The organism is Amycolatopsis sp. NPDC023774 (assembly GCF_040639695.1).
Lineage (GTDB): Bacteria > Actinomycetota > Actinomycetes > Mycobacteriales > Pseudonocardiaceae > Amycolatopsis.
In genome coordinates, this window is the sequence record NZ_JBFAAJ010000047.1 from 1 (window position 1) to 19327 (window position 19327).

The following is a 19327-nucleotide window of genomic DNA, read 5'->3' on the forward strand; positions in this document are numbered from 1 at the left end:
CGGGTCATGCCCCGATGCCAGCGTCAGCCTGGCAGCAACCCGACCCAGCCGGATCACCGGTCAAAGAATCACAGTTCCGATGTTCCTCAAACGCCCTTCCCTACGCACCACCCCGCCACGCCGCACTCGGCGCCGATGGCGCGCGCAAGCCGGGCGCCGAGTCCGGGATCGTCACCGGCAACGCGGCCACGGACGCCAGCGCGCGGGGATGGCTGGTCGGGCACTTCACCCCGCGCAAAAGCGGTCGGCACGCCGACGAGGTCGAGGTGAAGTGGGCCAGCCGCCCCGCCGGAGAGAAGCGGGACGCGTGGAGCCCGGCGACGGCCGCGCGCACGCTCACGATCCTCGTTGCCGGCGGCGCGTTCCGCGTCGAGGTCGGCGAGGAGAGCGTGGTGCTGCGCGAGCCCGGGGACTACGTCCTGTTCGGGCCCGCGCAGGCGCACCGGTGGCACGCGCTGGGCGCGGCCACCATGCTCACCGTCCGCTGGCCATCGGGCCTGGGACGGTCATAACGGGGCTGTGGGCCGCCGACCCCTCGATGGGATGCGCGGCAGTCTGACCGACCTCCGCGTGGCCGCCCGCGCCCGAGAGCCCACATCACCTCCCAAGGGCCTATTCCGTCGGAGACGACGTCGACGAGCCGAGTGCCGCCGCGGCCACTGGCGAGCTGATCGTGGCCGAGGACGCGGCACCGGCGTGGGCGCGCACGGTTATCGACATCGCAGCGGTGTGGCTGCACACCGCCTACACCTCGGCGAACACGGAGAAATCCCACGCCAACGCGCTCGGGATCCCGCGCACGGACCAGCGGCTCTGGCGCGTGGTTCGGTCGGAACCGAGGGAGCAACTAGACAAGTTCGAGCCCGCCGTCGATCGTGATCACCTGACCGGTGAGAGCGGCACTGGCTGGGTCTGCCATGCGGATGACCCATTCCGCGACGTCGCTCGCCTCACCCAGTCGACCAGTCGGAATCCGCTCGAGTTCGTACGCGAACATGGCGTCAACGGCTTCTTTGGAGAGACCTGCAGCGGCGAGGACGTCGGTTTTGGTTGGCCCGGGGGCGATCGCGTTCACCCGCACCCCCTCGGCCGCGAGTTCGAGAGCCCAACTGCGTGTCAGATGCTCCAGTGCGCTCTTGGAAGCAGCGTAGTGCGCGCCCCCGGGCATGGGGCGATGACCGTACGTGCTCGAGAGGTTGACTATGGAGCCCGAGGTGGCGCGTAGATGCGGCAGAGCCGCATGCGCGAGCATGCTCGGCGCTGTCACGTTGACGTCGAACAGATCGGCGATCGCCGGACGGTTCACCTCGGCCAGAGGCATCACCGCCGTGACACCGGCGTTGTTCACGAGGACGTCCAGTCGACCCCACCGGTCCACCGCAGTGGCAACGATCACGTCGGCCGCGCCTTCATCGCGAATGTCGATTGCCAGAGTCGCGATGAGCGAATGTTCGCGTGCCGTCTCCTCCAGCGCCTCTCGTCGCCGGCCCACCCCGAGCACATTCGCACCCAACTCGGCCAAACGAACGGTCACCGCACGGCCTATGCCAGACCCGGCTCCGGTCACGATCGCGACGCGCCCTGAGAAGGGCATGGCAGCAGTTTCGGTCATCGCTATCCTTTGTTCGAATGTTCGCGTTACATCAAACAACGTATCAGACACCTCGAACTGTGGGTGTCCCGACGCAGCCCGCCTGGGTGCAGGGCGGCGCGGTGCAACTGGAACTGCTGACCGGGAACTACGACCCACACAGCAGGGGGCTCCCCATGCTCTTCGCCGTGCTCGCCGTCGCCGCCCAGCTCGACCGCGACCACATCCGTGAGAAGACCTTCGAAGGTCAAGAAGCCGCCGCCGCACGCGGCAACAGGGCCGAAGTGGGCCGTGCTTACCTAATCCCCGATTCGCCCGGGTGACCGCACTTGGGCCCCGCCGGCCTCGATCTCACACCCAGGTGTGCCGTATAGACGTCAGATGAACGGTTCAGTGCACGGATGAGTGATTACTTCACGCCAGACAAGACTGTGGCTCTCGTCCACCGGCCGCGGACCAGCGATCGATGACGGCCTTCTCGCCTCACGCGCTCGCCACAACGCCGCGCTTCTGAACTCGACGCTGCGCACAAGATCATCCGACTCTCCTGTGCCGGACCGCACCTGTACACCCGGGGCGCCCGGACGTCGAGTGATCCGCCCCACTACTACCGCGGCTCGTCTACGAAGCGATCACACCTACATCAGGGTTGTTGTCGCAGTCACGTGAGTCCTCATCGCCGGATGCGGCGAGGGTCACCGGGTTGGGCTCTGCAACCGCGGCAGCCAATATTGCCGGAAAGACCGAGGGGAAGCGCTCAGAAAGCTCCGCCGTGCGGAGCCGGACGAAGCAACGCGTCCCCTCTTGGCGAGTCCAGGTAATGCCCGATTCACGTAAGACGCGGAGATGATGACTCAGCGTGGACTTGCTGAGCGGTACCTGGAACTCACCCCAGCCGCGCTCACTGCCGTCGGCCAGGAGCGCCACCAATCCGATACGGACCGGATCACTCAAGGCTCCCAGCACGTGAGGGAGGGAGATAGCATCGACGGTCGGGTGGACAGCGTTCCTCATCCCGCCATCCTAACCCCTCTTGTTCGCCAATCACCGAACATGTCTCACGGGCAGACGTGGAAAAGTCGACGGTTCAGGACCCAGCGGCGGGCTGCAGCCCCCTCACGGCGACCAACGCCGACGCGACCGCGCGGCGCACGTCGGCGTTGCGCCGTCAGGCTGCACGCTGCCACATAGTCAGGATGAACATCAGCTATTTTCGTCGTAACACTGCCGCGCTCGTTCGATGCGCCCAGTATTGAGCTCCGCCCAGTGCTTGACGGATAGTAGGAGTTCGAACAGCTCGCTACCGAGATCGGTTAGTTCGTAGTAGACCGTAGGCGGGACTGTCGGCGTTGCGGTCCTGACGACCATCCCGTCGCGTTCCAATGCTCGGAGGGTTTGCGTGAGCATCTTCTGACTGACACCCGGGATCGTGCGGGCAATCTGTCCGTGGCGCATCACGCCGCGCGCTCCAAGTGTTCCCAGGGTCACACCGACCCAGCGATTGCTGATAAATGTGAGCAAGGAAACTGCGGGGCAATCCTTGAAAAGGTCAGCAAAACGTTTGCTCGGGTTATCACGCGACTGTTCAGCGGTGATTTGACTCATCGTTCCCTCTCAGACTACGGTGCCACGAACTTTGAAGTGCCTACTTCCCCATGGAAGGCCGCGGCTCATATCTTGGTTGGTGAAGCCTGTTTTCGGTAAAAGCTGAGCAAGGAGTAACAATGTCTATGCGCGCTGCGGTGGTTAGGTTCGTCGGCGGACCCGACAACGTGGAGGTTGTCGATGTAGCCATCCCTGACCCCGGTCTTGCCCAGGTGCGGATCAAGGTCCAGGCAGCCGCGCTCAATCCGGTCGATGCTGGTGTCTGGAGTGGCGTGTTCGGACCTCCTCAAGCCGGTGACCGGCTGGGACTCGGCTGGGATGTCGCCGGCACGATCGACGCGACGGGTCCGATGTCGCCCATTGGACTGGGCACGCCGGTGATCGCCATGGTGCAAGGCCCCGTGACGGCCGTCGGGGCACAGGCCGAGTACGTAGTCGTTCCCGCAAACGCCGTAGCGCCCGCACCCGCCGGTATCAGTGCTGCGCTGGCGTCCACTATTCCGCTAAACGGACTCACCGCTGCTCAATCCTTGGAGCTCCTTGCGCCCCGTGCGGGCGGAATCGTCATGGTCACCGGCGCGGCCGGCGCGGTGGGCGGATACGCCGTTGAGCTTGCCAAGAATCTTGGCCTCAAGGTCGTCGCACTCGCCGGAGCCGGTGATGAGGACTTCGTGACCTCCACATTGGGCGCTGACTGGTTCGTGCCGCGATCCGACGATCCCGTGTCTACTGTCCGACAGTTGTTCCCAGACGGTGTCGACGGCGTTCTCGATGCAGCTCTACTCGCAAACGACATCATGGGCGTCGTCCGCGACGGTGGTTCGTATGTAACCGTCGATCCACGAGAGGACGCCACGCCCCGGCCACAGCGCGGAATCACTATTCGCACAACTCTCGCTGTCCCCGACGGATCGCGTCTGACCACGCTCTCCGACCTCGTTGCAGCAGGGCGGCTGACTCCGCGCGTCGCCGAGATCTATCCGTTGTCGCACGCCTCGCAAGCCCATCGTCGTCTTGCCCAGGGCGGACTGCGCGGTCGAATCGTGCTTACTCCCTGAAACCGATGTAGACAGTCGGTGGTGTGTGTCGCTGCGGACGGACGAAGCCAGTAGCGCACGTGACGATCCGACGGGTGCACGAGACACCCCTTTGTGGACCGGGCCGGCTCTTGCTCGAGGACCTCTCGGTGCCGGAGGTGCCGCCCGATCCGGCTAGTGACTAGCCGGCGAGTCGCCGAATCGAGCTGAGGAGGCCATCGATCTCCTCGGTCGTGGTGGCGAATGAGGTGACGAACCGCGTCGTGCCCGGTTCCCAGCGGTCGTGGTAGAAGGTGTACCCCCGTGCGAGCAGCCCGTTGATGAGCTGCGGCGGCAGTTGACAAAAGACGATGTTGGCTTGAGGTGTTCCGAGTACGCCGACGCCAGGGGTGTGGTTGAGACCCTGTGCAAGTCGAGACGCCATCATGTTGGCGTGTCGTGCGTTGCGTAGCCACAGATCGTCCTCGAGGTAGGCAACGATCTGAGCTGCTTGGAACCGCATCTTGGATGCGAGCTGACCAGCTCGTTTGTGACGGTAGGCGGCTTCGTCGGCGCTGGTTTGGTCGAACATGACGATGACGTCAGCGGTCATCGCGCCGTTCTTCGTAGCCCCGAGTGAGAGGGCGTCGACTCCGGCTCTCCACGTCATCTCCGCGGGTGTGCAGCCGAGGCTGACCACGGCATTGGCGAACCGTGCACCATCCATGTGCACCCTCATGTCGGCAGCCCTGGCGATCCGAGTGAGCTCGTGGATCTCGTCGAGCGTGTACACGCTGCCACTCTCGGTGGCCTGCGTGATGCTCAACGTCGCGGGTTGGACCGAGTGCACGTCCCCGACCTTGCGATTTACGGCCTTGCGCAGCTGGGTGGGGTCGATCTTTGCGTCGTTGCCGGACATCGGCACGAGTTTGGCGCCGGCGGTGAAGAACTCTGGTGCACCGCATTCATCGTTGTTGATGTGGCTGTCACTGTGGCACAGCACGCTTCCCCACGGCGGCGTCAGGGTGGCCAGGCACAGGGCATTGGCTGCGGAGCCAGTGGAGACGAGCAGGACGTCGACTTCTCGCTCGAAGATCCGACTGAGCTTGTGCTTGACGGCAACAGTCGAGTCATCCGCGCCGTACGGTGGGGCGGACCCGCCAGCCGCGGCGGCGACTGCCTCGATGATCGTGGGGGAGGCGCCGGCGATGTTGTCGCTGGTGAAGCTGATCGCGGGAGCCGCGGTTGTAGTGCTCAGACTCACGATGGTTCCTTGCTCTAGCTGACAACGGGTGAGGCGATGACGACCGTGATATCGGCCGCGTCCGCATCGGTGCGGTACACGTGCGCGGCGTCCCCGGCGAAGGCGAGAAGGTCGCCTGGCGCGAGGGCGTGCGGGGCGTCGGTAGGGCCGGCCATGACGTGGCCAGTAGCGACGAGGAGGTGCTCGACAGTGCCCGTTGCGTGCGGCACGCCGCTCAGGTCGGTGCGCGGAGGCATTCGAAGCCGCCAGATCTCCAGGCTGTGGCCGCTGCTGACTCGACGAAGCAGCTCGCGGGTGACCGCGTCTGGCTCGGACGGAGTGCCTGGTCTGAAAATCGGACCTGGATCGGTGTCGCGCGCCAGCAGGTCGGTGATCGGGATGCGCAGCGCCACCGCGATGGCATCGAGTGTGTCGATCGTGGGGTTTCCCCTGCCGGCTTCAAGTCCGGACAGTGTCGCCTTGCTCAGGCCGGCACGCCTCGCGAGCTCGGCGGCGCTCATCCCTCGCTGTTGACGTCGCTGGTTGATTTTCGCTCCGACCGCAACAGCCATGCTGCTCGTCGGCGGCCGGTCGCGGGGCCCGGCGGTCAACGTCGGGGCCCGTGTGAGGCTGTGTAGGCGACCCGGATGCGCCCCTTCTTAACCTTGAGGCCCGTGATAGCGACCTCAGCCAGGTCGCCAAGACTGCGCACGTGCGTCCCGCCACATGGAGCGGAGTGCAAGGCCCCCAGGTGCACGACCCGTCGACCGTCGTCATCCGTTTCGGAAGAAACCAGGAGATCGTCCTGGATCGCAGTCCTCACCACGGCCAATAGGTCAGCGGCCAAACTTTCCCTGCCCTGCGGATCAGCCAGCCGGGCGTCCGGATTCGAGGTGGTGAACTCGATACGCGCTTGGCCAGGGAAGTGATTGTTCCCGGCGAGCGACCACCCCTGAGCGCGGCCAGCGGCTTCAATGAGATGGCCCGCTGTGTGCAGCGCGGCGTGCGCCAGCCGCATGGCCGCATCGACGCGGACTTGAGCCTCTTGCCCCTCGAAGAAAGCAGGCAACTGGCCACCTTCGGGCGCAACAGCCACGACAAGTCCGGTCTCGACGGACCGGACCGGAACGACCTCGTAGTCATCCAGCCAGCCATGGTCGGCCGGCTGACCTCCACCCTGCGGATGGAACAGGTTGCGCTCGACCGCCACCCAACGCGCGCCAAGCCGCTCCCCGACGGCGAGGACACGCGTCTTGGCGTCAACAAGGTAGGTGTCGTCGAGGTAGGCATCCAGCTGACGTGCACCATGCAACAGTTGAGAAGAATGAACCATACGTTCATTATAGTGAACAACCGGGTTGCGGGCCTCGTGCCTGTCGTGACCCTTAACACTGCGTGCGGACGCCAGGACGCGAGACGTTGTGGCGTCACTGCTGCAGTCCCTGGTGGGGCGCCCTCCGGCGGACGACGGCGCCAGAACGCGGCGGCCCTGAGGCGCGGCACTGGGCCTTGCCCGGGCCGAAATTCGGTGAGCTACCCCTCGAGGATGTCGGCGGTCCGGGCCCAGACAGCCGGGTTCCGGTCCTACGACAGCACCGGGGAGCCAGCGACCGCATCGGAACTCGCGCGAACGGCCCACGGCGGTCGGCTCGAGGTGCGCGACGAATAATCTCCGTTGGCGATGGACGACGGCAGGCGGCCTTTCGTTGCCAGCGTGACACGGTCTGGCCGGATGCGGGCTCAGCTCCCCGACGTTCTGGTGGGCGCCGCCACGGGTGGCGAGGCAATGCAGCGGCATCGCCGGCCGCTTCGGCGTGCTGGCGGTAGCCGGCGGCGGTGTCGCGCAGGCTGGCCGCGGCGCGTGCCCAAGTCTTGGTGGTGACCGGGCTGGCTCCCTCGGCGGTGGCGAGCTGGGCGAATTTCGCCGCAGTGTCGGCGGCGAGGGCGGCGCCGGTGCGCCAGTCGGCCGCGGGCACCGCAGTGCCGGCGGCGACGCGGGCTTCGAACCGGGCTGCTCGAGTTGCCGCGCTACGGCCGTTACCAGCACACCTACGCCGAGCTGCTCGCCGCGCACGACGAGCTGATCGCTCGATCAAGGACCGGGTCACCGTCGTGCACCTGGGCGCCACGCTGGAGGCGGAGACCCGCGCGCTGTACCGGGGGCTGGCCGAGTCCACGACACCGCTGGGGGAGGCGGACCTGCAGCTGCTGGCGCAGCTCGCCGAGGTCTGCACCGAGGCGGAGCTCGCCGCGGTGCCGGTGCGGGAGAACCGTGCCGTGCTCAACGCCGTGCCGCTTGGCCGCGGGCCGGCCGCTGGTCGCCGTCGACACGGTGGTCGACGTGCTGCGCGCCGCGTGCCAGGCCAGCGGCGGCGACGTGACGCTGGCAGAGCCGACCCGGTTCCGCAGCTTCACCAACCGTGAGCGGCGGATCCTGCTCGCCGCGCTCGACCACGTCGTCGACGGCCAGGACGCCAAGCTCGGTGACGTCACCCGGTTCGCCCGGCGGTTCAAGCGGCTGGGGGAGCGGCTGCACCCGCACGAGTACCCGCAGTTCCCGAACGCGGGTGACGTGTTCGCCGTCGCCCGCGGCGACCGGGCAGCACGGACGCTGGCCGGGCGGGCGGAAGCTGCGTTCGCAGCGGGCGATGTGGCAGGCGCGGCGGCGATCCTGACCGTGGCCCCGGGCATGCTCGTGCGGTCGCTGGACCGGCTGCTACGGCAGGCCAGCACGGCCGAGCAGGACGGTGTTCTCGCTGCGCTGGAGAAGGTGATCGGCTCGGTGCCCGGCGCGTGCTGTGCTCGGTGCGCGAGCACCTGGCCAACCGCGCCGCGCCCGAGACGGCGCGGGTGTTCGCCACCCGCGGCCGCCGCGCGTGGGTCACCGTTGGGCGAGCCTGGTGCGGGTGGCGGTGCTGCACCACGTGACCTGGTCGGTGAACTCGCTGTGCCACCTGATCGGGGACCGGCCCTACGCCGCGCGCGACAAGTCGGCGAACTTCTGGCCGCTGGCCATCGCGTCCATGGGCGAGTCGTGGCACAACTCCCACCACGCCGACCCGACCGGCGCCCGTCACTGGGTTCGCCGCGGCCAGCTGGACATCTCCGCCCGGATCATCTGGCTGTTCGAGAAGGCCGGGTGGGCCACCGACGTCCGCTGGCCCAAACCCGAACGCCTGGCCCGCAAGCTCAACCCCGGCTACACCCCCGCGCCTCGCGGGTTCGGCAAACTCGAGCGCGGCCTGCTCGCTGAAACACCCGCCCGCAAACACCGCAGCCTTACCCGGTCGAACGGCCGTTAACAATCACGACCGGCGGCGGTAGCATGGCGGCCGCGCTCCCGCGACGCAGACACCGGATCGCTCGCCGTCATCGCCGCTTTGTCTACCGCGTGGACGAGGTCGAGCGGATCAGCTACCCCCTCGGCGGCGGCTGGGCGATCACCCACCGCAACCTCGTGCTGAGACGCCACCTCGTGCGGCTGAAATGATTCGACGCCATCCCGGCGCACACACACCAACGGTGTCGAGGAGGCGAGTTGCCCAGCGCCGGCATGGCAGCCGCGAATGACGGCGCTGGTTGCCGGGTAGGGCAGCACGATCGCTGTGTGTGCGACCGATGGGAGCGCCCGGCACCAACAGGACCGAGCGCACATCGGTTGTTTACCGCATCTGTTCGGGAATCGTGTCCATGGTGTGCAGTAGTTGCACAGCGAGGGCCTGACAGGCGGTGTCTGACAATTTCGTGTTCTCTTTCAGAACATCTCGCACCAGTTTGACGCGCAGGTCGTACCGGGACGCAAAGGCGACTTCCGTGGTCATGATGTTTCCTTCTCAGGTTCGTCGCGCCCGCCGACGCAGACGCATCGGCGGTTGAACCCACCCGCCACGGTGGCCGTGCAGTAACGGCGTGCGATCGAATCGTGCGTGTGTTGGGCATGCTGGCAGGCCGCGCACGCAACTGAGGCCGTGCCGCCGGTCTCTGTGACGGCACCAGCCGGTTTCGCGTTCGCCCCGGCTGTCATGACGGTGGAAACCCACGCCCGGCCTGTTGCCACTGGGCCCGGTGTCATCGGCGGGCGCGGCGTCCGGACGGGTCGCGTGCCCACGTGCTCGCCGTGCCGGGGCGCCGTTGCGGGCCGCGTGCTGTCCCGCCGTCGGTTGGCGGTGTCGGGGTGTAGACGGGCTGGCGGAACAGGCTCCCGTACCGGTCGTCCGGGGAGGTGGTAAGCGCTCCGGGCCGGGGTTGCTCGGCGATGGGGTGGCTGAAGATCGAATTGTCCAGTGTGGACGTACTGATCAGAGGATCCTTTCGTGGGTGCTGCCCGGTGGGCGGGGTGGTTCAGGAGTGCAGTGGCGCGCCGCTGTTGGTGTGCTGGTGCCCGGCGGCGGCCAGCAGATGTGTGCTGTCGCTGGTGTTGTCCGGGTCCGCGGCGGTCGTGAGGGCGTCCTGTGCGGCGTCAGGGTCGGTTTCCGCGGCAATGACCAGCAGGGTCGTTCGGTGCTGGTCCCAGCCGATCACCGTCAAGGTGGCGGATGGCTGCGACCGGAATCCCTCGAGCCGGATGCCGCTCTCACCGAAGGTGACGCCGCGGGGTGGATCCGGCCAGTCGCCGAGGTGGTAGCTGACCCGGTCGATGCGTCCCAGCCGAGCGGCCAGCGCCGCGAGCAGCACGGGCAGTTCGGCGGCCAGATCGCGGGACCGAGGCCACCACGCACCGTCGACGTGTCCGGTGGCGGGTGCCGCCGGTTTGAGCCGTAGACGGGGCTCGGTGACCGGTTGGGTGGAGAGTGTGGTGTTCGGGCCCGACAGCATGTCGGTGCTCCCGTCTCCGACCGCTGATTGCCGGCCGGACTGGCGCCGAGGACGGCGCAGGCTTAATCACTCGCGCACGAAATGCTCTCGGTCAACACCGAGCGTACACGACGACTGCGCTGAGTGTGTGAAGAGTGTGACGCATTCCGGGGTACTGGCCGTTGGCGCCGACGTGTTCGCCGTTGAGGACGAGGTCGGCCAGGGCGAGTTCCCAGTCTGCGGTAGCTGCGGCATGTCGGAAGCACCAGCCGGGCGGTTGGGTTTGCCACAACGGGTGCTGCTGCGGTCCACCTCCCGCGGAGGGGCCGACCGCAGTCCTCTACTCCACGAGGTGCGGGTACTCCGCCGCGCGGTCCTGGAAGGCCAGGACGGCGGGATTCCGGACGACACCGTCGCGGATCTCGATGGCGCGGCGGACAGTTTCGTCACCGTCCCATGCGGACGGTCCGCCGAGCACCGTCCCCAGGAACGGGAGCAGGGCCTCGCTGATCTCCCATGTGGCCGAGTTCCACAGGTAGGGCGGGCTGTGATCGACGGCGTAGTACGTGATGCCGTCGCCGACCACGAACGACGGGTCGGCGAACGTGGTGGTCCGCGCCCAGCTGAAGCCCATGCCTTCGTCGCAGGAGACGTCGACGATGGGGCTGCCGGGCGCGAACGCGGCGAGGTCGCCTTCGTGGAGGAAGGTCAACGGCGCGGCGGTGTCCTGCAGGCTCCTGACCTCACCTGCCCGGGCGACGTGGAAAGTGAAAACGAGAACGCGACGTGATCACGGGCGCGTGCTCCCGATGCTGACGCAGCGGTCACCGTGCTGCACAGCAGCGGGCCGTCGAGGGCTGGCCGAGGACAGCCGCAGGTTTCATACCGCCTGCCGCGGGGCGACCGACGGGAGGTGAAGATGTCGGCACTGCGCGTGCCGGCGGTGGCAAGGAGGATGGAGTGATGCAGCCTTCCGAGCACACAGAGCCCGTCAGCGCGACACCAGTGGCTGACGTCGCCCTTCGACATACCGGCGAGGACGTGGTCATCGCCGCTCGCGGTGAGTTCGACGCGTTGACCAGCCCCCAGCTGCAGGAAAGCGTGCATCACGCCCTCGCCGAGAGGCCCGCCGTGCTCGTGCTGGACCTGACCGGGACTGTGTTCTTCTCCTCGGTCGCCATCGGCGTCCTGGTCGACGCCGTCCTCACCGCCGGCGAGCACACCGCCGTCCGGCTGATCGTGCCCCGCCCGATCCGGCGTACCCTGCAGGTCTTGGGCGTGGACCGCTACTTCGACTATCACGACACCACCCAGGACGCCCTGACCAGCCGCCCGCAGTGAGCACGCCGGGCCGGGGGCAGCGCGCATACCCGCGCGAAAGCCGGGTACGCCTCCGCATGTCCCAGACCACCGCGCATGACCGCTGAGCAGCGGAGAACCAGGAGCACCCCGCACGATGTGCTCGCCGAGCAATCCCCATGACGACCCCGCGCCCGCGTTGCACCTGCGCCAGCCGGCCCGCCTGGACGATGCCTCCACGCTCCGCTACGCCCTCGCCGACTGGGCCCGCGCCCAAGACCTGCCGCCTGAACTGATCAGCGACCTCGAGCTCGCGGCCTACGAAGCACTCGTCAACGCCGCCGAACACGCCTACCCCGACGGCACCACCGGCACGCTCGACCTGCACGCCCACCACGACAACCACACCGTCACCGTCATCGTCACCGACCACGGCCAGTGGCGCCCCCAGCGCGCGCCCGATCCCCGCCGCGGCCGTGGACTGCCCCTGATCCACCTGCTGTCCCACCACGCCGAGATCACCCCCACCGAGCAGGGAACCGTGATCACCATGGCCTGGCAGCTGACCCGTGACCACTCCAGCAGCTAAGCGTCCACCCGCTCTTCACCCAGCCGTGCCTCGACCACGGGCCTGGCCGCTGGTTCGAGGTCGCGGATCTCCGGGTGCACCACTTCTTCCTCCGCTGTCTCGTGCACCGCCAGGAGCCGTACGAGGCTGCGGAACGCCTTCCGCCGCTGGTCGTCTTCCGCCGTTTCCAACTGGGTGAACAGCTCGCGGATCTCCCGGTGCTGCCGCTACAGCAACTCGATGACGTCCTCGTTTGTTCTCCACCATGAATCTCCTCCTTGCCGCCTGAAGGCTTTCCCCTGCGCGCCGGTCACTGCCGCCGACACCCGTGGGAACCACGAGTTGCGTGGTTTCTATTGGGTGGCGGTCGGCGTGGGGGCTGTGCGTCCTTCGTGACCGGTGAGCAGGCCGAGGGCGGTCATGCCGATGCCGAGGCCGAGGTGGAGCCAGTTGTCCGCGTTGTTGAACGGGACGAAGTTGGCGTCGCTGCCGTGGTCGATGAGCAGGCCGTAGAGCCACAGCACGAGGTAGACGACTCCTCCGATGAGCAGGTACATCCGGGCCGCGCGTGAGGTGCGGGCGCAGGCCAGGCCGACGACGCCGAAGAGCAGGTGCACGATGTTGTGCAGGGTGGAGACCATGAACACGCCGAAAAGCATGGCCATCGAGCCGTGGCCGGCGAAGCCCATCTGGCTGTAGTCGGTGGTGACGCCGGGGATGAATCCGAGGATGCCGACCAGCAGGAAAACGACGGCGACGATAATCGCGGCGAGCTGGGCGGACGAGCGTCCGGTGGAAGTGGGTGAAGGTGTGCGTGTCGACATGGTTTTCTCCTCCGTGTGAGGAATGTGCTCTGAATGGGGCCGGCGGCCACCACGCTGAACGGGCGGAGTACCCAGCGGCACGGCGTCGTCGATGGTGTGCTCCCTTGCCCGGGGTGGTCGCCCTTCGGTTGTGGGTGATTCGGTCGATCTTGCGGTGGTAGCGCATCCCGGCCAGTCCGCCGGGGATGGCCCCGATGAGTGCGGCGGCCAGGGCGACGAGCGCGGTGATGATGCCGACGACGGTCAGGGTGCATTCGTTGATCGGGAGCCGGGGCGCCCGCGCCGTCTGGGGCTGGTCAGGGAGGTACCCGTCGTTTGTTGTCTGCATGTCCGAGAATCTTGGTGAGATTCACAGGCTGGATGGCTTGTGCTGCGCGCTGCGTACGACGAAACCGGCCGAACCCACGTCACGCCGTACGAACTGCGCATACCCGGATTATTCGGCACCAAACTCACGGGTCACCACGAGCAGAAGACTGCGATTTACAGGATACCAGCGTCATCGGCGAACTTATTTCGTGAACCGGTTCCAATAGAAATATGGGCAAGATCAAAGAAGGAAGTATGTACCGTTCAGCGCGCGTAGCAAGCCGCGGACATCAACCAGTGACAACGGTGGCGGCAGACGAATTGCGGCGAAGATGTGTCTCGTCTCCGCCGTCGGGTAATCGGCAGCAAAGTCAGGCCCGTCACTACGAGCAAGTAGACGATTGACATATTCTCCGGTTTTCGCTTTCTAGGCCGGAAAACTACGATACCGCCGATCAGAAGATCGACAAGGTCCGGCCAGCGGGTCGCCGTCAACACCGGCCTTTTCGGCACGGGCGAGACGTTCTGTCTATCTAGGGTCTGCGATCCCCGGCGACGACGACCTCCAGAGGTCGTATGACAGGGACCTCGCCGAGGGCGCGCCTCAGGTCGACCCGGCGGCAACCACCCCGACCCGGGTGAGGAAAGTCGTCTCGGTCAACACTGCCGTCTGAGCGCTGACGTGGTGTGCCTGCGGAGGCGAAGTTCGATCGGGGGCGCGGTGTTAGGGGTGGACGTGGCCCTTGCCCTTGCCCTTGTCCTTGGGATTCCCCTTGGCTTTATCGGCTGGATTGGCAGCCTTGTCACTGCGGTTGGCTGCGAGGGCGCCAGGGCCGGGCAGTGAGGCTGGGCCTGGCGGGGCTGGTGGCGGTCCGGCGAGCGCCGTTGCAGGTGGCTTTGCGGGCGTTGCCGGTGAAGGGGTGGGGATGATCTGCACAGGCGTCGCCGAGGGGATCGGGACGGTCATCGTGGGTTCTTCGGCGGCGGGAGTTGAAGCAGGGCGGGGCGCGTCGGGACTCGTGATCGCTACGGCAACCATGGCTGCGGTGGCCGCGGTGGCCGCGGTGGCCGCGGCTGCGAGGCCGCTCAAGGCGATCAGGGTTCGTCGGCGCCGCGCGGAACCCCGGCACCCGGGCCCGGCCAGTGACCGAGGTGCTGGTGTGCGTGGTCGTGGGCTGGCGCAGCATCTGCAATGCTTCGTGTGCTGTGGGGCGGTGCTCTGGTTCGCGGGCGGTCATGCGTGTGAGGGTGTGTGCGAGGGGGCCGGGCAGCCCGTCGGGGATGTGCGGAGACCGGTGCAGCCGCGCGAGCGCCGATTCGGTCATCGTGCCGGGGTACTCCCGCTCCGCGGTCAAGCATTCGAGCAGGATGAGGCCGAGTGCGTAGACGTCGGCGGCCGGTCCGGCCGGTTCGCCGGTGATCTGCTCCGGTGCGAGGTAGGCGGGCGTGCCGGTCACAAAACCGGTGCCGGTGATGTGGGTCGAGTCGAGATCATGGGCGATGCCGAAATCGCCGATCAGCGGGCCGTCGGCGCCAAGCAGGATATTGGCGGGCTTGAGGTCCCGGTGCACGACGCGCCGGGTGTGCAGGTGTGCCAGCCAGCGACTCGGCGAGCCGGACCCCCAGCTCGGACACTTCTGCGGCCGGCAAGGGCCCGGCAAGCAGGCGCTCAGCGAGGTTCCCGCCGTCCACCAGCTGCATCACCAGAAACGGCCTGCTGTGATCGGTCCCGCTGTCCAACTCGGCCACCACCCCGGGGTGGTCGATACCGGCCTGGATGGTCTTCTTCCGGAGCCGCCGTACCTGGTCCACGGCGACGACGTCCCGGTCGTACACCTTGAGTGCGACCGGGTGGCCGAGCCTTCGATCGAACGCCCGGTAGACCCGCGCGGTACCTCCGCTGCCGATCAGGTGCTCGACCTCGTAGCGTCCGACGGTCAAGGCCAGAGGCTTGTCTGGGTCATCCCGGGGCACAACGTCGCCACCGAGGGCGAACCGAGGAGCGGTGACGCCGTCGCTCGCTCGTCCGTCATCGGCAGCCACCCCCATGTTGTCGGTGACCCACCAAGTATCCAGCGGCACAGTCCGCTAAACGACAATCAGGGAAGTGGCGGCACCAGCGCCTGGAGCGAGTTCCGTGGTCCATGGCCGGCTGCCCGGCGAGCCGGATGGGCTCGAGGCTGGGGTCGAACGCGAGGGACCGGGGCGGGACGGTCGGCGTGAGCGGGCCGCGGGCGGGGTATCCGGGGCCGGTGAACGACGACGCCACGGAAGTCGTGACCATCACCCCGTACGAAAAGGGGCCGTTGCTGGTCCGCGGTCCCTTCGAACTCCGCTCACCGGACGGCGAGCTCATCGACCCCGGCCGAAACACCGTAGCGCTGTGCCGATGCGGACTCTCGGCGCTCAAACCGTTCTGCGACGGCACCACAAGGTCCGCGGCTTCCGCGCGTCCGCCGGCGGGCGCTGACCCCGACGCCGGGCGCAGGTACGAGCGTCCCTCGTCCCAGCGGGCGAGCAGCATCCGGCCGACTTCCGCCTCCACCGCCAGCGCGCACGCCGCACCGAAGAGGACGTCGCCGACGGCCGACGGGTTCTCGCGGGCGAACGTGCCGCACAGGTCGTGGGCGGCGATCTGCTCGTGCACGGCGTCGGCCTCGACGTGCTCGTCGTAGAACCGCCTCGCGGCGGCATCGCCGCCCAGCCGCCGCAATCCGTTGGCGTGGCGGCGGTTCGGCACCGACGACGTCATCTCGAACGCGGCCAGGTGCCCGAGCGCCGCGCCCAGCCAGCGGCGGTGAAACCCGAACAGGGACATGAGGTTGCTGACCGCCAGCCTCACCGCCGGGACGCGGTCGACGTAGTGGCCGTAGCCGTCGTCCAGCCCCAGCGAGCGCATGGTGACCCGGAAGAGCTCCGAGTGCATCCGACGACCTCGTAGTGCAAATAGGTCGGCTCTCACCTCGGGCGCTGCCCGAGAACAGCTCACGATCAGCGGCACTCACACGACGTGGCGGCCCTCCAACGACAACCGGGTCGCGATGGCCTTGGTCGGCGACGCCACCGGATCGACCTACACGGTCCGCACGTTCCACCGCAGCACGGCCTGGGAGCCGACCGAGTGAACCGGCACGAGCAGCACGCTTTTCGGCTGCACAGGTAGGGATGGACAGCACGTCGTGGTATCCGGCCCGCAGCCGATGCTCGTGGACCTGCACAGCGGCAAGCGAATCCCTATCCCTGGTCTCGAGTCTGGCGGGGACTGCGCGTTTGCACGTGAGACAGCCGTGGTCGCGCAGTACGGGCTGCGGGGTTCGACGTACCACTCCGTCCTCGTGACCGTGGGTACGAGCGGGAACGTGCTGTGGCATCAGGAGTATGACCGTGAAGTGCGCATCCGCGCGGACCTCGGGGGAACGGGTTTTCTCGCCCTGCCACCGGGCAAGATGGAAGAGCGCAGCACTCGAGGCGACCTGCTCCAATCGGTGGATGACGTGGCGGACGCACGCTATGACGAAAGTGGCGCGATCGTGCTCGTCACCGGGTTGGGAGAGGTGCGGTGGATGCCGAGCCGGAGCCGGACCCACACGGGGTGACTCCTTCCGAACAGGCCGCGGTGGCGGGACGTCGTCGGCGATGATCACCCATTCTGCCCGTACCCGGCGCAGACCGGTGATCACGCCGGCGATCTTCCCGTTGGCGCACCGAAGATCCGGGCCGGGCGGCACGTGCGTGACCCAGCGGCTCCACGCCCGGAGGTGCCGCTCGAACTACGGGCCGGCCGAGCTGTCGACGACCACCACCACCTCTGCGCGGGTGCTTAGCCGGCGCAGGTAACCGGGTGAGCTCGGTCAGGTCTGTGTCGCGCTCGTGCCTGAGCGGGAGCACGTAACCGCAGGCGGCTGTCGTCACGGTGTCGGATAACCCGCCGAGCTGCCGCTACACCTCAGCACGGTCACTTCGTCCGGGTGCGGGGGAGCCCGCGCCGGCGGGTGTGCCCGCGGGAACCGCTTCCGGACGACCCTCGTCCCGCCCGCGTGTTTCGCACGCTCACCGGGGGATACCCGTCAGCCCAGGACCCGCCGGCTGCTCATCGGCGTCCGGCACCCACAGCGCAACCACGGAAAGGCGCCGACCATGGCCGAATCGACCCCGCCCCTTTGCCCCGAGCAACAGGTCTCACCCGGCACTCCGGAGGTCCCCGATCACTGAGGACGTCACGGCGCGAGTGGTGTCGATGCTGTACCGGGAGTGGTTCGCGGCGCAGCCGTTGTCCTATCAGGACCAGGTGCTGCCGCCGTCGGTGCGGGCCCGGGTCAGCGTCGAGGCCGCGGTCGGACAAGGGTGGCGCGACGTCGTCGGCGACGCCGGCCGCATCGTCGGCATCGAGCACTTCGGCCTCGCCCTGGTGGCGAGCAGCAGGCGGCCGCGCCCACCCGCGGCGGACTGCCGACCGTCCGGCCTGATCGGGCCGCACATCCACACTTTCCAGCACGGAGGTGCCATGACCGCCACACACCCGAACGACCCGCTCGCCGAGCTCACCGCGGCGGGGGTGTCCGTCTGGCTCGACGACCTGTCCCGTGAGCTGCTCGCCGGTGGAGAGCTGGAGTCGCTGATCGCGGACAAGCACGTCGTCGGGATCACCACCAACCCGACGATCTTCGCGTCCGCGCTGGCACACGGCGATCGCTATGACGAGCAGCTGCGTGAGCTCGCGGCGAACGGGTCCAGCCTCGACGACACGATCTTTGCCATCACCACCGCCGATGTCCATCACGCGTGCCGGGTCCTGCGCCGCGTCTACGACGAGAGCGACGGCGTGGACGGCCGCGTGTCCATCGAAGTCGATCCCCGCCTGGCGGGCGACACCGCGGCGACGGTCGCGCAGGCCCGGGCGCTGGCGGACGCGGTGAACGAGCCGAACCTGCTCGTCAAGATCCCCGCCACCACTGAAGGGCTGGCCGCGATCACCGCCGTCATCGGCGACGGCATCAGCGTCAACGTGACCTTGATCTTCTCCCTGGACCGCTACCGCGAAGTGATCGACGCCTACCTCACCGGCCTGGAGAAGGCCGACCTCGCCGGGCGCGATCTGTCGGAGATCCATTCGGTTGCGTCGTTCTTCGTCTCCCGGGTGGACTCCGAGATCGACTCGCGCCTCGACGCCATCGGGACCCCGCAGGCGACCGCAGCCAAGGGCGGGGCCGCGGTCGCCAACGCGCGGCTGGCCTACGAGCTTCACGAGCAGACCCTCGCGGGCGAGCGCTGGCAGCGGCTCACGACCGGCGGGGCACGTCCGCAGCGGCCGCTGTGGGCGTCGACCGGGGTCAAGAACGCCGACTACCCGGACACGATGTACGTGTCCGAGCTCGTCGCGCCGGGAAGCGTGAACACGATGCCGGGCAGCACCTTGGCCGCCTTCGCCGACCACGGCTCGGTGCCGGCGGACTCCATCCGCGGCACCTACGCCGCCGCCCGCGCGCATCTCGACGCCCTCGAGAAACTCGGCATCAGCTACCAGGACGTCACCGACGTACTCGAACGAAAAGGCGTGACCAAATTCGTCAACAGCTGGGACGAGCTGGGCCGGACCGTCTCCGACGAACTCCCGGCCAGTACCAGGTGACCGCGCGCCGTCCTCCACCCACAGTAGACACCCTCCATGACGAGGGAGAAACGGAGACCGCGATGATCAGAATAAGCCGCATCCTTGGGATGCTGACCGCCGCCTACGGCGCCGCGGTGGTGGTCCGACCCTCTGTGCTGACCGGACCGCTACACCTGTCCGACGGCCCGGTGTCGCGTCCGGTGCGCCTTCTGGCTATGGCCATGGGTGCCCGTGACCTGGCGATCGGGACCGCGATGGCGGCCGCCCCGGCCGGGCGGCCGACGACGGTCGCCGTCGCCACACGGGTCGCCGTCGACGTGTCGGACGCCGTCGTCTTCGGCACCGGCCTGCGCGAGCGCGACACGAAGCTCAAGGCCGTCGCGGCGGCCCTCGCTTGGGGTGCGCTGTGCGGCGCGTCGTTGCTCGGCAACCGCAATTCGCGGCAGGCCCGCCAGGTCACCCGCACC

Annotated in this window: 21 protein-coding genes and 4 pseudogenes; 10 read left to right on the forward strand and 15 right to left on the reverse strand. The window is 67.9% G+C overall.

Features of this window, described 5'->3' with window-relative positions; translation table 11 throughout:
* The first annotated feature begins 14 nt into the window (after nucleotides 1–14).
* Complete coding sequence (locus AB0F91_RS43400; RefSeq protein WP_360607733.1) at nucleotides 15–512, forward strand: hypothetical protein; 498 nt, start codon at nucleotides 15–17, stop codon at nucleotides 510–512.
* A gap of 335 nt (nucleotides 513–847) precedes the next feature.
* Here the strand turns inward: AB0F91_RS43400 and AB0F91_RS43405 are convergent, their stop codons facing one another.
* Nucleotides 848–1612, reverse strand: a complete 765-nt coding sequence (locus tag AB0F91_RS43405; protein ID WP_360607735.1) for an SDR family oxidoreductase — start codon at nucleotides 1610–1612, stop codon at nucleotides 848–850.
* 59 nt (nucleotides 1613–1671) lie between these two features.
* On the opposite strand from AB0F91_RS43405, the gene AB0F91_RS43410 reads away from it, so the two are divergent.
* Nucleotides 1672–1914: a recombinase family protein gene (locus AB0F91_RS43410; RefSeq protein WP_360607737.1), complete on the forward strand. Its 243-nt coding sequence runs from the start codon at nucleotides 1672–1674 to the stop codon at nucleotides 1912–1914.
* A gap of 298 nt (nucleotides 1915–2212) precedes the next feature.
* Here the strand turns inward: AB0F91_RS43410 and AB0F91_RS43415 are convergent, their stop codons facing one another.
* Nucleotides 2213–2605: a metalloregulator ArsR/SmtB family transcription factor gene (locus AB0F91_RS43415; RefSeq protein ID WP_360607739.1), complete on the reverse strand. Its 393-nt coding sequence runs from the start codon at nucleotides 2603–2605 to the stop codon at nucleotides 2213–2215.
* 189 nt (nucleotides 2606–2794) lie between these two features.
* Nucleotides 2795–3196 (reverse strand): helix-turn-helix domain-containing protein, encoded by a 402-nt coding sequence (locus AB0F91_RS43420; RefSeq protein ID WP_360607741.1) that lies wholly within the window; start codon nucleotides 3194–3196, stop codon nucleotides 2795–2797.
* Between the two features lie 125 nt (nucleotides 3197–3321).
* Between AB0F91_RS43420 and AB0F91_RS43425 the strand changes: the two genes are divergently transcribed.
* Nucleotides 3322–4254 carry an NADP-dependent oxidoreductase gene (locus AB0F91_RS43425; RefSeq protein ID WP_360607743.1) on the forward strand — a complete coding sequence of 311 codons (933 nt, stop codon included), beginning with the start codon at nucleotides 3322–3324 and terminating at the stop codon, nucleotides 4252–4254.
* A gap of 160 nt (nucleotides 4255–4414) precedes the next feature.
* Here AB0F91_RS43425 and AB0F91_RS43430 read toward each other — a convergent pair whose 3' ends face one another.
* The 3 genes from AB0F91_RS43430 to AB0F91_RS43440 are packed head-to-tail and all read right to left on the reverse strand — an operon-like array spanning nucleotide 4415 to nucleotide 6788.
* Nucleotides 4415–5476 carry a low specificity L-threonine aldolase gene (locus AB0F91_RS43430; RefSeq protein WP_360607745.1) on the reverse strand — a complete coding sequence of 354 codons (1062 nt, stop codon included), beginning with the start codon at nucleotides 5474–5476 and terminating at the stop codon, nucleotides 4415–4417.
* 14 nt (nucleotides 5477–5490) lie between these two features.
* Nucleotides 5491–6027, reverse strand: a complete 537-nt coding sequence (locus tag AB0F91_RS43435) for an XRE family transcriptional regulator (protein ID WP_360607747.1) — start codon at nucleotides 6025–6027, stop codon at nucleotides 5491–5493.
* A 35-nt stretch (nucleotides 6028–6062) separates the two neighbouring features.
* Nucleotides 6063–6788, reverse strand: coding sequence for a hypothetical protein (locus AB0F91_RS43440; protein WP_360607749.1), 726 nt, complete (start codon nucleotides 6786–6788; stop codon nucleotides 6063–6065).
* 779 nt (nucleotides 6789–7567) lie between these two features.
* On the opposite strand from AB0F91_RS43440, the gene AB0F91_RS43445 reads away from it, so the two are divergent.
* Together AB0F91_RS43445 and AB0F91_RS43450 are read left to right on the forward strand one after the other, a co-directional pair.
* The gene (locus AB0F91_RS43445; protein WP_360607751.1) at nucleotides 7568–7879 is read left to right on the forward strand and encodes a hypothetical protein; all 312 of its coding nucleotides are present in this window, start codon (nucleotides 7568–7570) and stop codon (nucleotides 7877–7879) included.
* Nucleotides 7880–8343: 464 nt separating this feature from the next.
* Nucleotides 8344–8757: pseudogene (locus AB0F91_RS43450) on the forward strand (acyl-CoA desaturase); the annotation flags it as partial.
* A gap of 360 nt (nucleotides 8758–9117) precedes the next feature.
* Here the strand turns inward: AB0F91_RS43450 and AB0F91_RS43455 are convergent.
* The 4 genes from AB0F91_RS43455 to AB0F91_RS43470 form a co-directional block, all read right to left on the reverse strand.
* Complete coding sequence (locus tag AB0F91_RS43455) at nucleotides 9118–9276, reverse strand: DUF6307 family protein (RefSeq protein ID WP_204089352.1); 159 nt, start codon at nucleotides 9274–9276, stop codon at nucleotides 9118–9120.
* Nucleotides 9273–9527 carry an RGCVC family protein gene (locus AB0F91_RS43460; protein ID WP_360607792.1) on the reverse strand — a complete coding sequence of 85 codons (255 nt, stop codon included), beginning with the start codon at nucleotides 9525–9527 and terminating at the stop codon, nucleotides 9273–9275. Before AB0F91_RS43460 ends, AB0F91_RS43455 begins: the two co-directional genes overlap by 4 nt.
* Before the next feature lie 269 nt (nucleotides 9528–9796).
* Nucleotides 9797–10270, reverse strand: coding sequence for a DUF5994 family protein (locus AB0F91_RS43465; protein WP_285967680.1), 474 nt, complete (start codon nucleotides 10268–10270; stop codon nucleotides 9797–9799).
* 319 nt (nucleotides 10271–10589) lie between these two features.
* Complete coding sequence (locus AB0F91_RS43470) at nucleotides 10590–10961, reverse strand: hypothetical protein (protein ID WP_360607754.1); 372 nt, start codon at nucleotides 10959–10961, stop codon at nucleotides 10590–10592.
* A gap of 293 nt (nucleotides 10962–11254) precedes the next feature.
* Here AB0F91_RS43470 and AB0F91_RS43475 point away from each other — a divergent pair, with 293 nt between their 5' ends.
* Nucleotides 11255–11590: an STAS domain-containing protein gene (locus AB0F91_RS43475; RefSeq protein ID WP_360607756.1), complete on the forward strand. Its 336-nt coding sequence runs from the start codon at nucleotides 11255–11257 to the stop codon at nucleotides 11588–11590.
* Nucleotides 11591–11705: 115 nt separating this feature from the next.
* Entirely contained in the window at nucleotides 11706–12137 is a 432-nt protein-coding gene (locus AB0F91_RS43480; protein ID WP_360607758.1) for an ATP-binding protein, read from the forward strand.
* Here AB0F91_RS43480 and AB0F91_RS43485 read toward each other — a convergent pair.
* The 4 genes and pseudogenes from AB0F91_RS43485 to AB0F91_RS43500 all read right to left on the reverse strand — a co-directional run.
* A pseudogene (locus AB0F91_RS43485) lies at nucleotides 12134–12331 on the reverse strand (hemerythrin domain-containing protein); the annotation flags it as partial. The gene AB0F91_RS43480 and the pseudogene AB0F91_RS43485 overlap by 4 nt on opposite strands.
* Before the next feature lie 138 nt (nucleotides 12332–12469).
* Entirely contained in the window at nucleotides 12470–12940 is a 471-nt protein-coding gene (locus AB0F91_RS43490) for a DUF4383 domain-containing protein (RefSeq protein ID WP_360607760.1), read from the reverse strand.
* Between the two features lie 1112 nt (nucleotides 12941–14052).
* Nucleotides 14053–14820, reverse strand: coding sequence for a serine/threonine-protein kinase (locus AB0F91_RS43495; protein ID WP_360607762.1), 768 nt, complete (start codon nucleotides 14818–14820; stop codon nucleotides 14053–14055).
* Complete coding sequence (locus AB0F91_RS43500) at nucleotides 14741–15190, reverse strand: phosphotransferase (protein ID WP_360607764.1); 450 nt, start codon at nucleotides 15188–15190, stop codon at nucleotides 14741–14743. The genes AB0F91_RS43495 and AB0F91_RS43500 overlap by 80 nt, the downstream gene beginning before the upstream one ends.
* A gap of 227 nt (nucleotides 15191–15417) precedes the next feature.
* Here AB0F91_RS43500 and AB0F91_RS43505 point away from each other — a divergent pair.
* Nucleotides 15418–15618 (forward strand): annotated as a pseudogene (locus tag AB0F91_RS43505) (hypothetical protein); the annotation flags it as partial.
* Between the two features lie 182 nt (nucleotides 15619–15800).
* Here AB0F91_RS43505 and AB0F91_RS43510 read toward each other — a convergent pair.
* A pseudogene (locus tag AB0F91_RS43510) lies at nucleotides 15801–16175 on the reverse strand (iron-containing redox enzyme family protein); the annotation flags it as partial.
* Nucleotides 16176–16536: 361 nt separating this feature from the next.
* Between AB0F91_RS43510 and AB0F91_RS43515 the strand changes: the two are divergent.
* Nucleotides 16537–16845, forward strand: coding sequence for a hypothetical protein (locus tag AB0F91_RS43515; RefSeq protein ID WP_360607766.1), 309 nt, complete (start codon nucleotides 16537–16539; stop codon nucleotides 16843–16845).
* 641 nt (nucleotides 16846–17486) lie between these two features.
* The gene (gene tal / locus AB0F91_RS43520; protein ID WP_360607794.1) at nucleotides 17487–18878 is read left to right on the forward strand and encodes a transaldolase; all 1392 of its coding nucleotides are present in this window, start codon (nucleotides 17487–17489) and stop codon (nucleotides 18876–18878) included.
* Nucleotides 18879–19327: the final 449 nt, after the last annotated feature.

Bases quoted from the DNA above. Each gene is read 5' to 3' on its own strand.
- AB0F91_RS43435 (WP_360607747.1), bottom strand. From the start codon at position 6,027: ATGGCTGTTGCGGTCGGAGCGAAAATCAACCAGCGACGTCAACAGCGA.
- tal (WP_360607794.1), top strand. From the start codon at position 17,487: ATGCTGTACCGGGAGTGGTTCGCGGCGCAGCCGTTGTCCTATCAGGAC.
- AB0F91_RS43480 (WP_360607758.1), top strand. From the start codon at position 11,706: ATGTGCTCGCCGAGCAATCCCCATGACGACCCCGCGCCCGCGTTGCAC.
- AB0F91_RS43415 (WP_360607739.1), bottom strand. From the start codon at position 2,605: ATGAGGAACGCTGTCCACCCGACCGTCGATGCTATCTCCCTCCCTCAC.
- AB0F91_RS43460 (WP_360607792.1), bottom strand. From the start codon at position 9,527: ATGACACCGGGCCCAGTGGCAACAGGCCGGGCGTGGGTTTCCACCGTC.
- AB0F91_RS43405 (WP_360607735.1), bottom strand. From the start codon at position 1,612: ATGACCGAAACTGCTGCCATGCCCTTCTCAGGGCGCGTCGCGATCGTG.
- AB0F91_RS43420 (WP_360607741.1), bottom strand. From the start codon at position 3,196: ATGAGTCAAATCACCGCTGAACAGTCGCGTGATAACCCGAGCAAACGT.
- AB0F91_RS43490 (WP_360607760.1), bottom strand. From the start codon at position 12,940: ATGTCGACACGCACACCTTCACCCACTTCCACCGGACGCTCGTCCGCC.
- AB0F91_RS43465 (WP_285967680.1), bottom strand. From the start codon at position 10,270: ATGCTGTCGGGCCCGAACACCACACTCTCCACCCAACCGGTCACCGAG.
- AB0F91_RS43425 (WP_360607743.1), top strand. From the start codon at position 3,322: ATGCGCGCTGCGGTGGTTAGGTTCGTCGGCGGACCCGACAACGTGGAG.
- AB0F91_RS43400 (WP_360607733.1), top strand. From the start codon at position 15: ATGCCAGCGTCAGCCTGGCAGCAACCCGACCCAGCCGGATCACCGGTC.
- AB0F91_RS43455 (WP_204089352.1), bottom strand. From the start codon at position 9,276: ATGACCACGGAAGTCGCCTTTGCGTCCCGGTACGACCTGCGCGTCAAA.
- AB0F91_RS43440 (WP_360607749.1), bottom strand. From the start codon at position 6,788: ATGGTTCATTCTTCTCAACTGTTGCATGGTGCACGTCAGCTGGATGCC.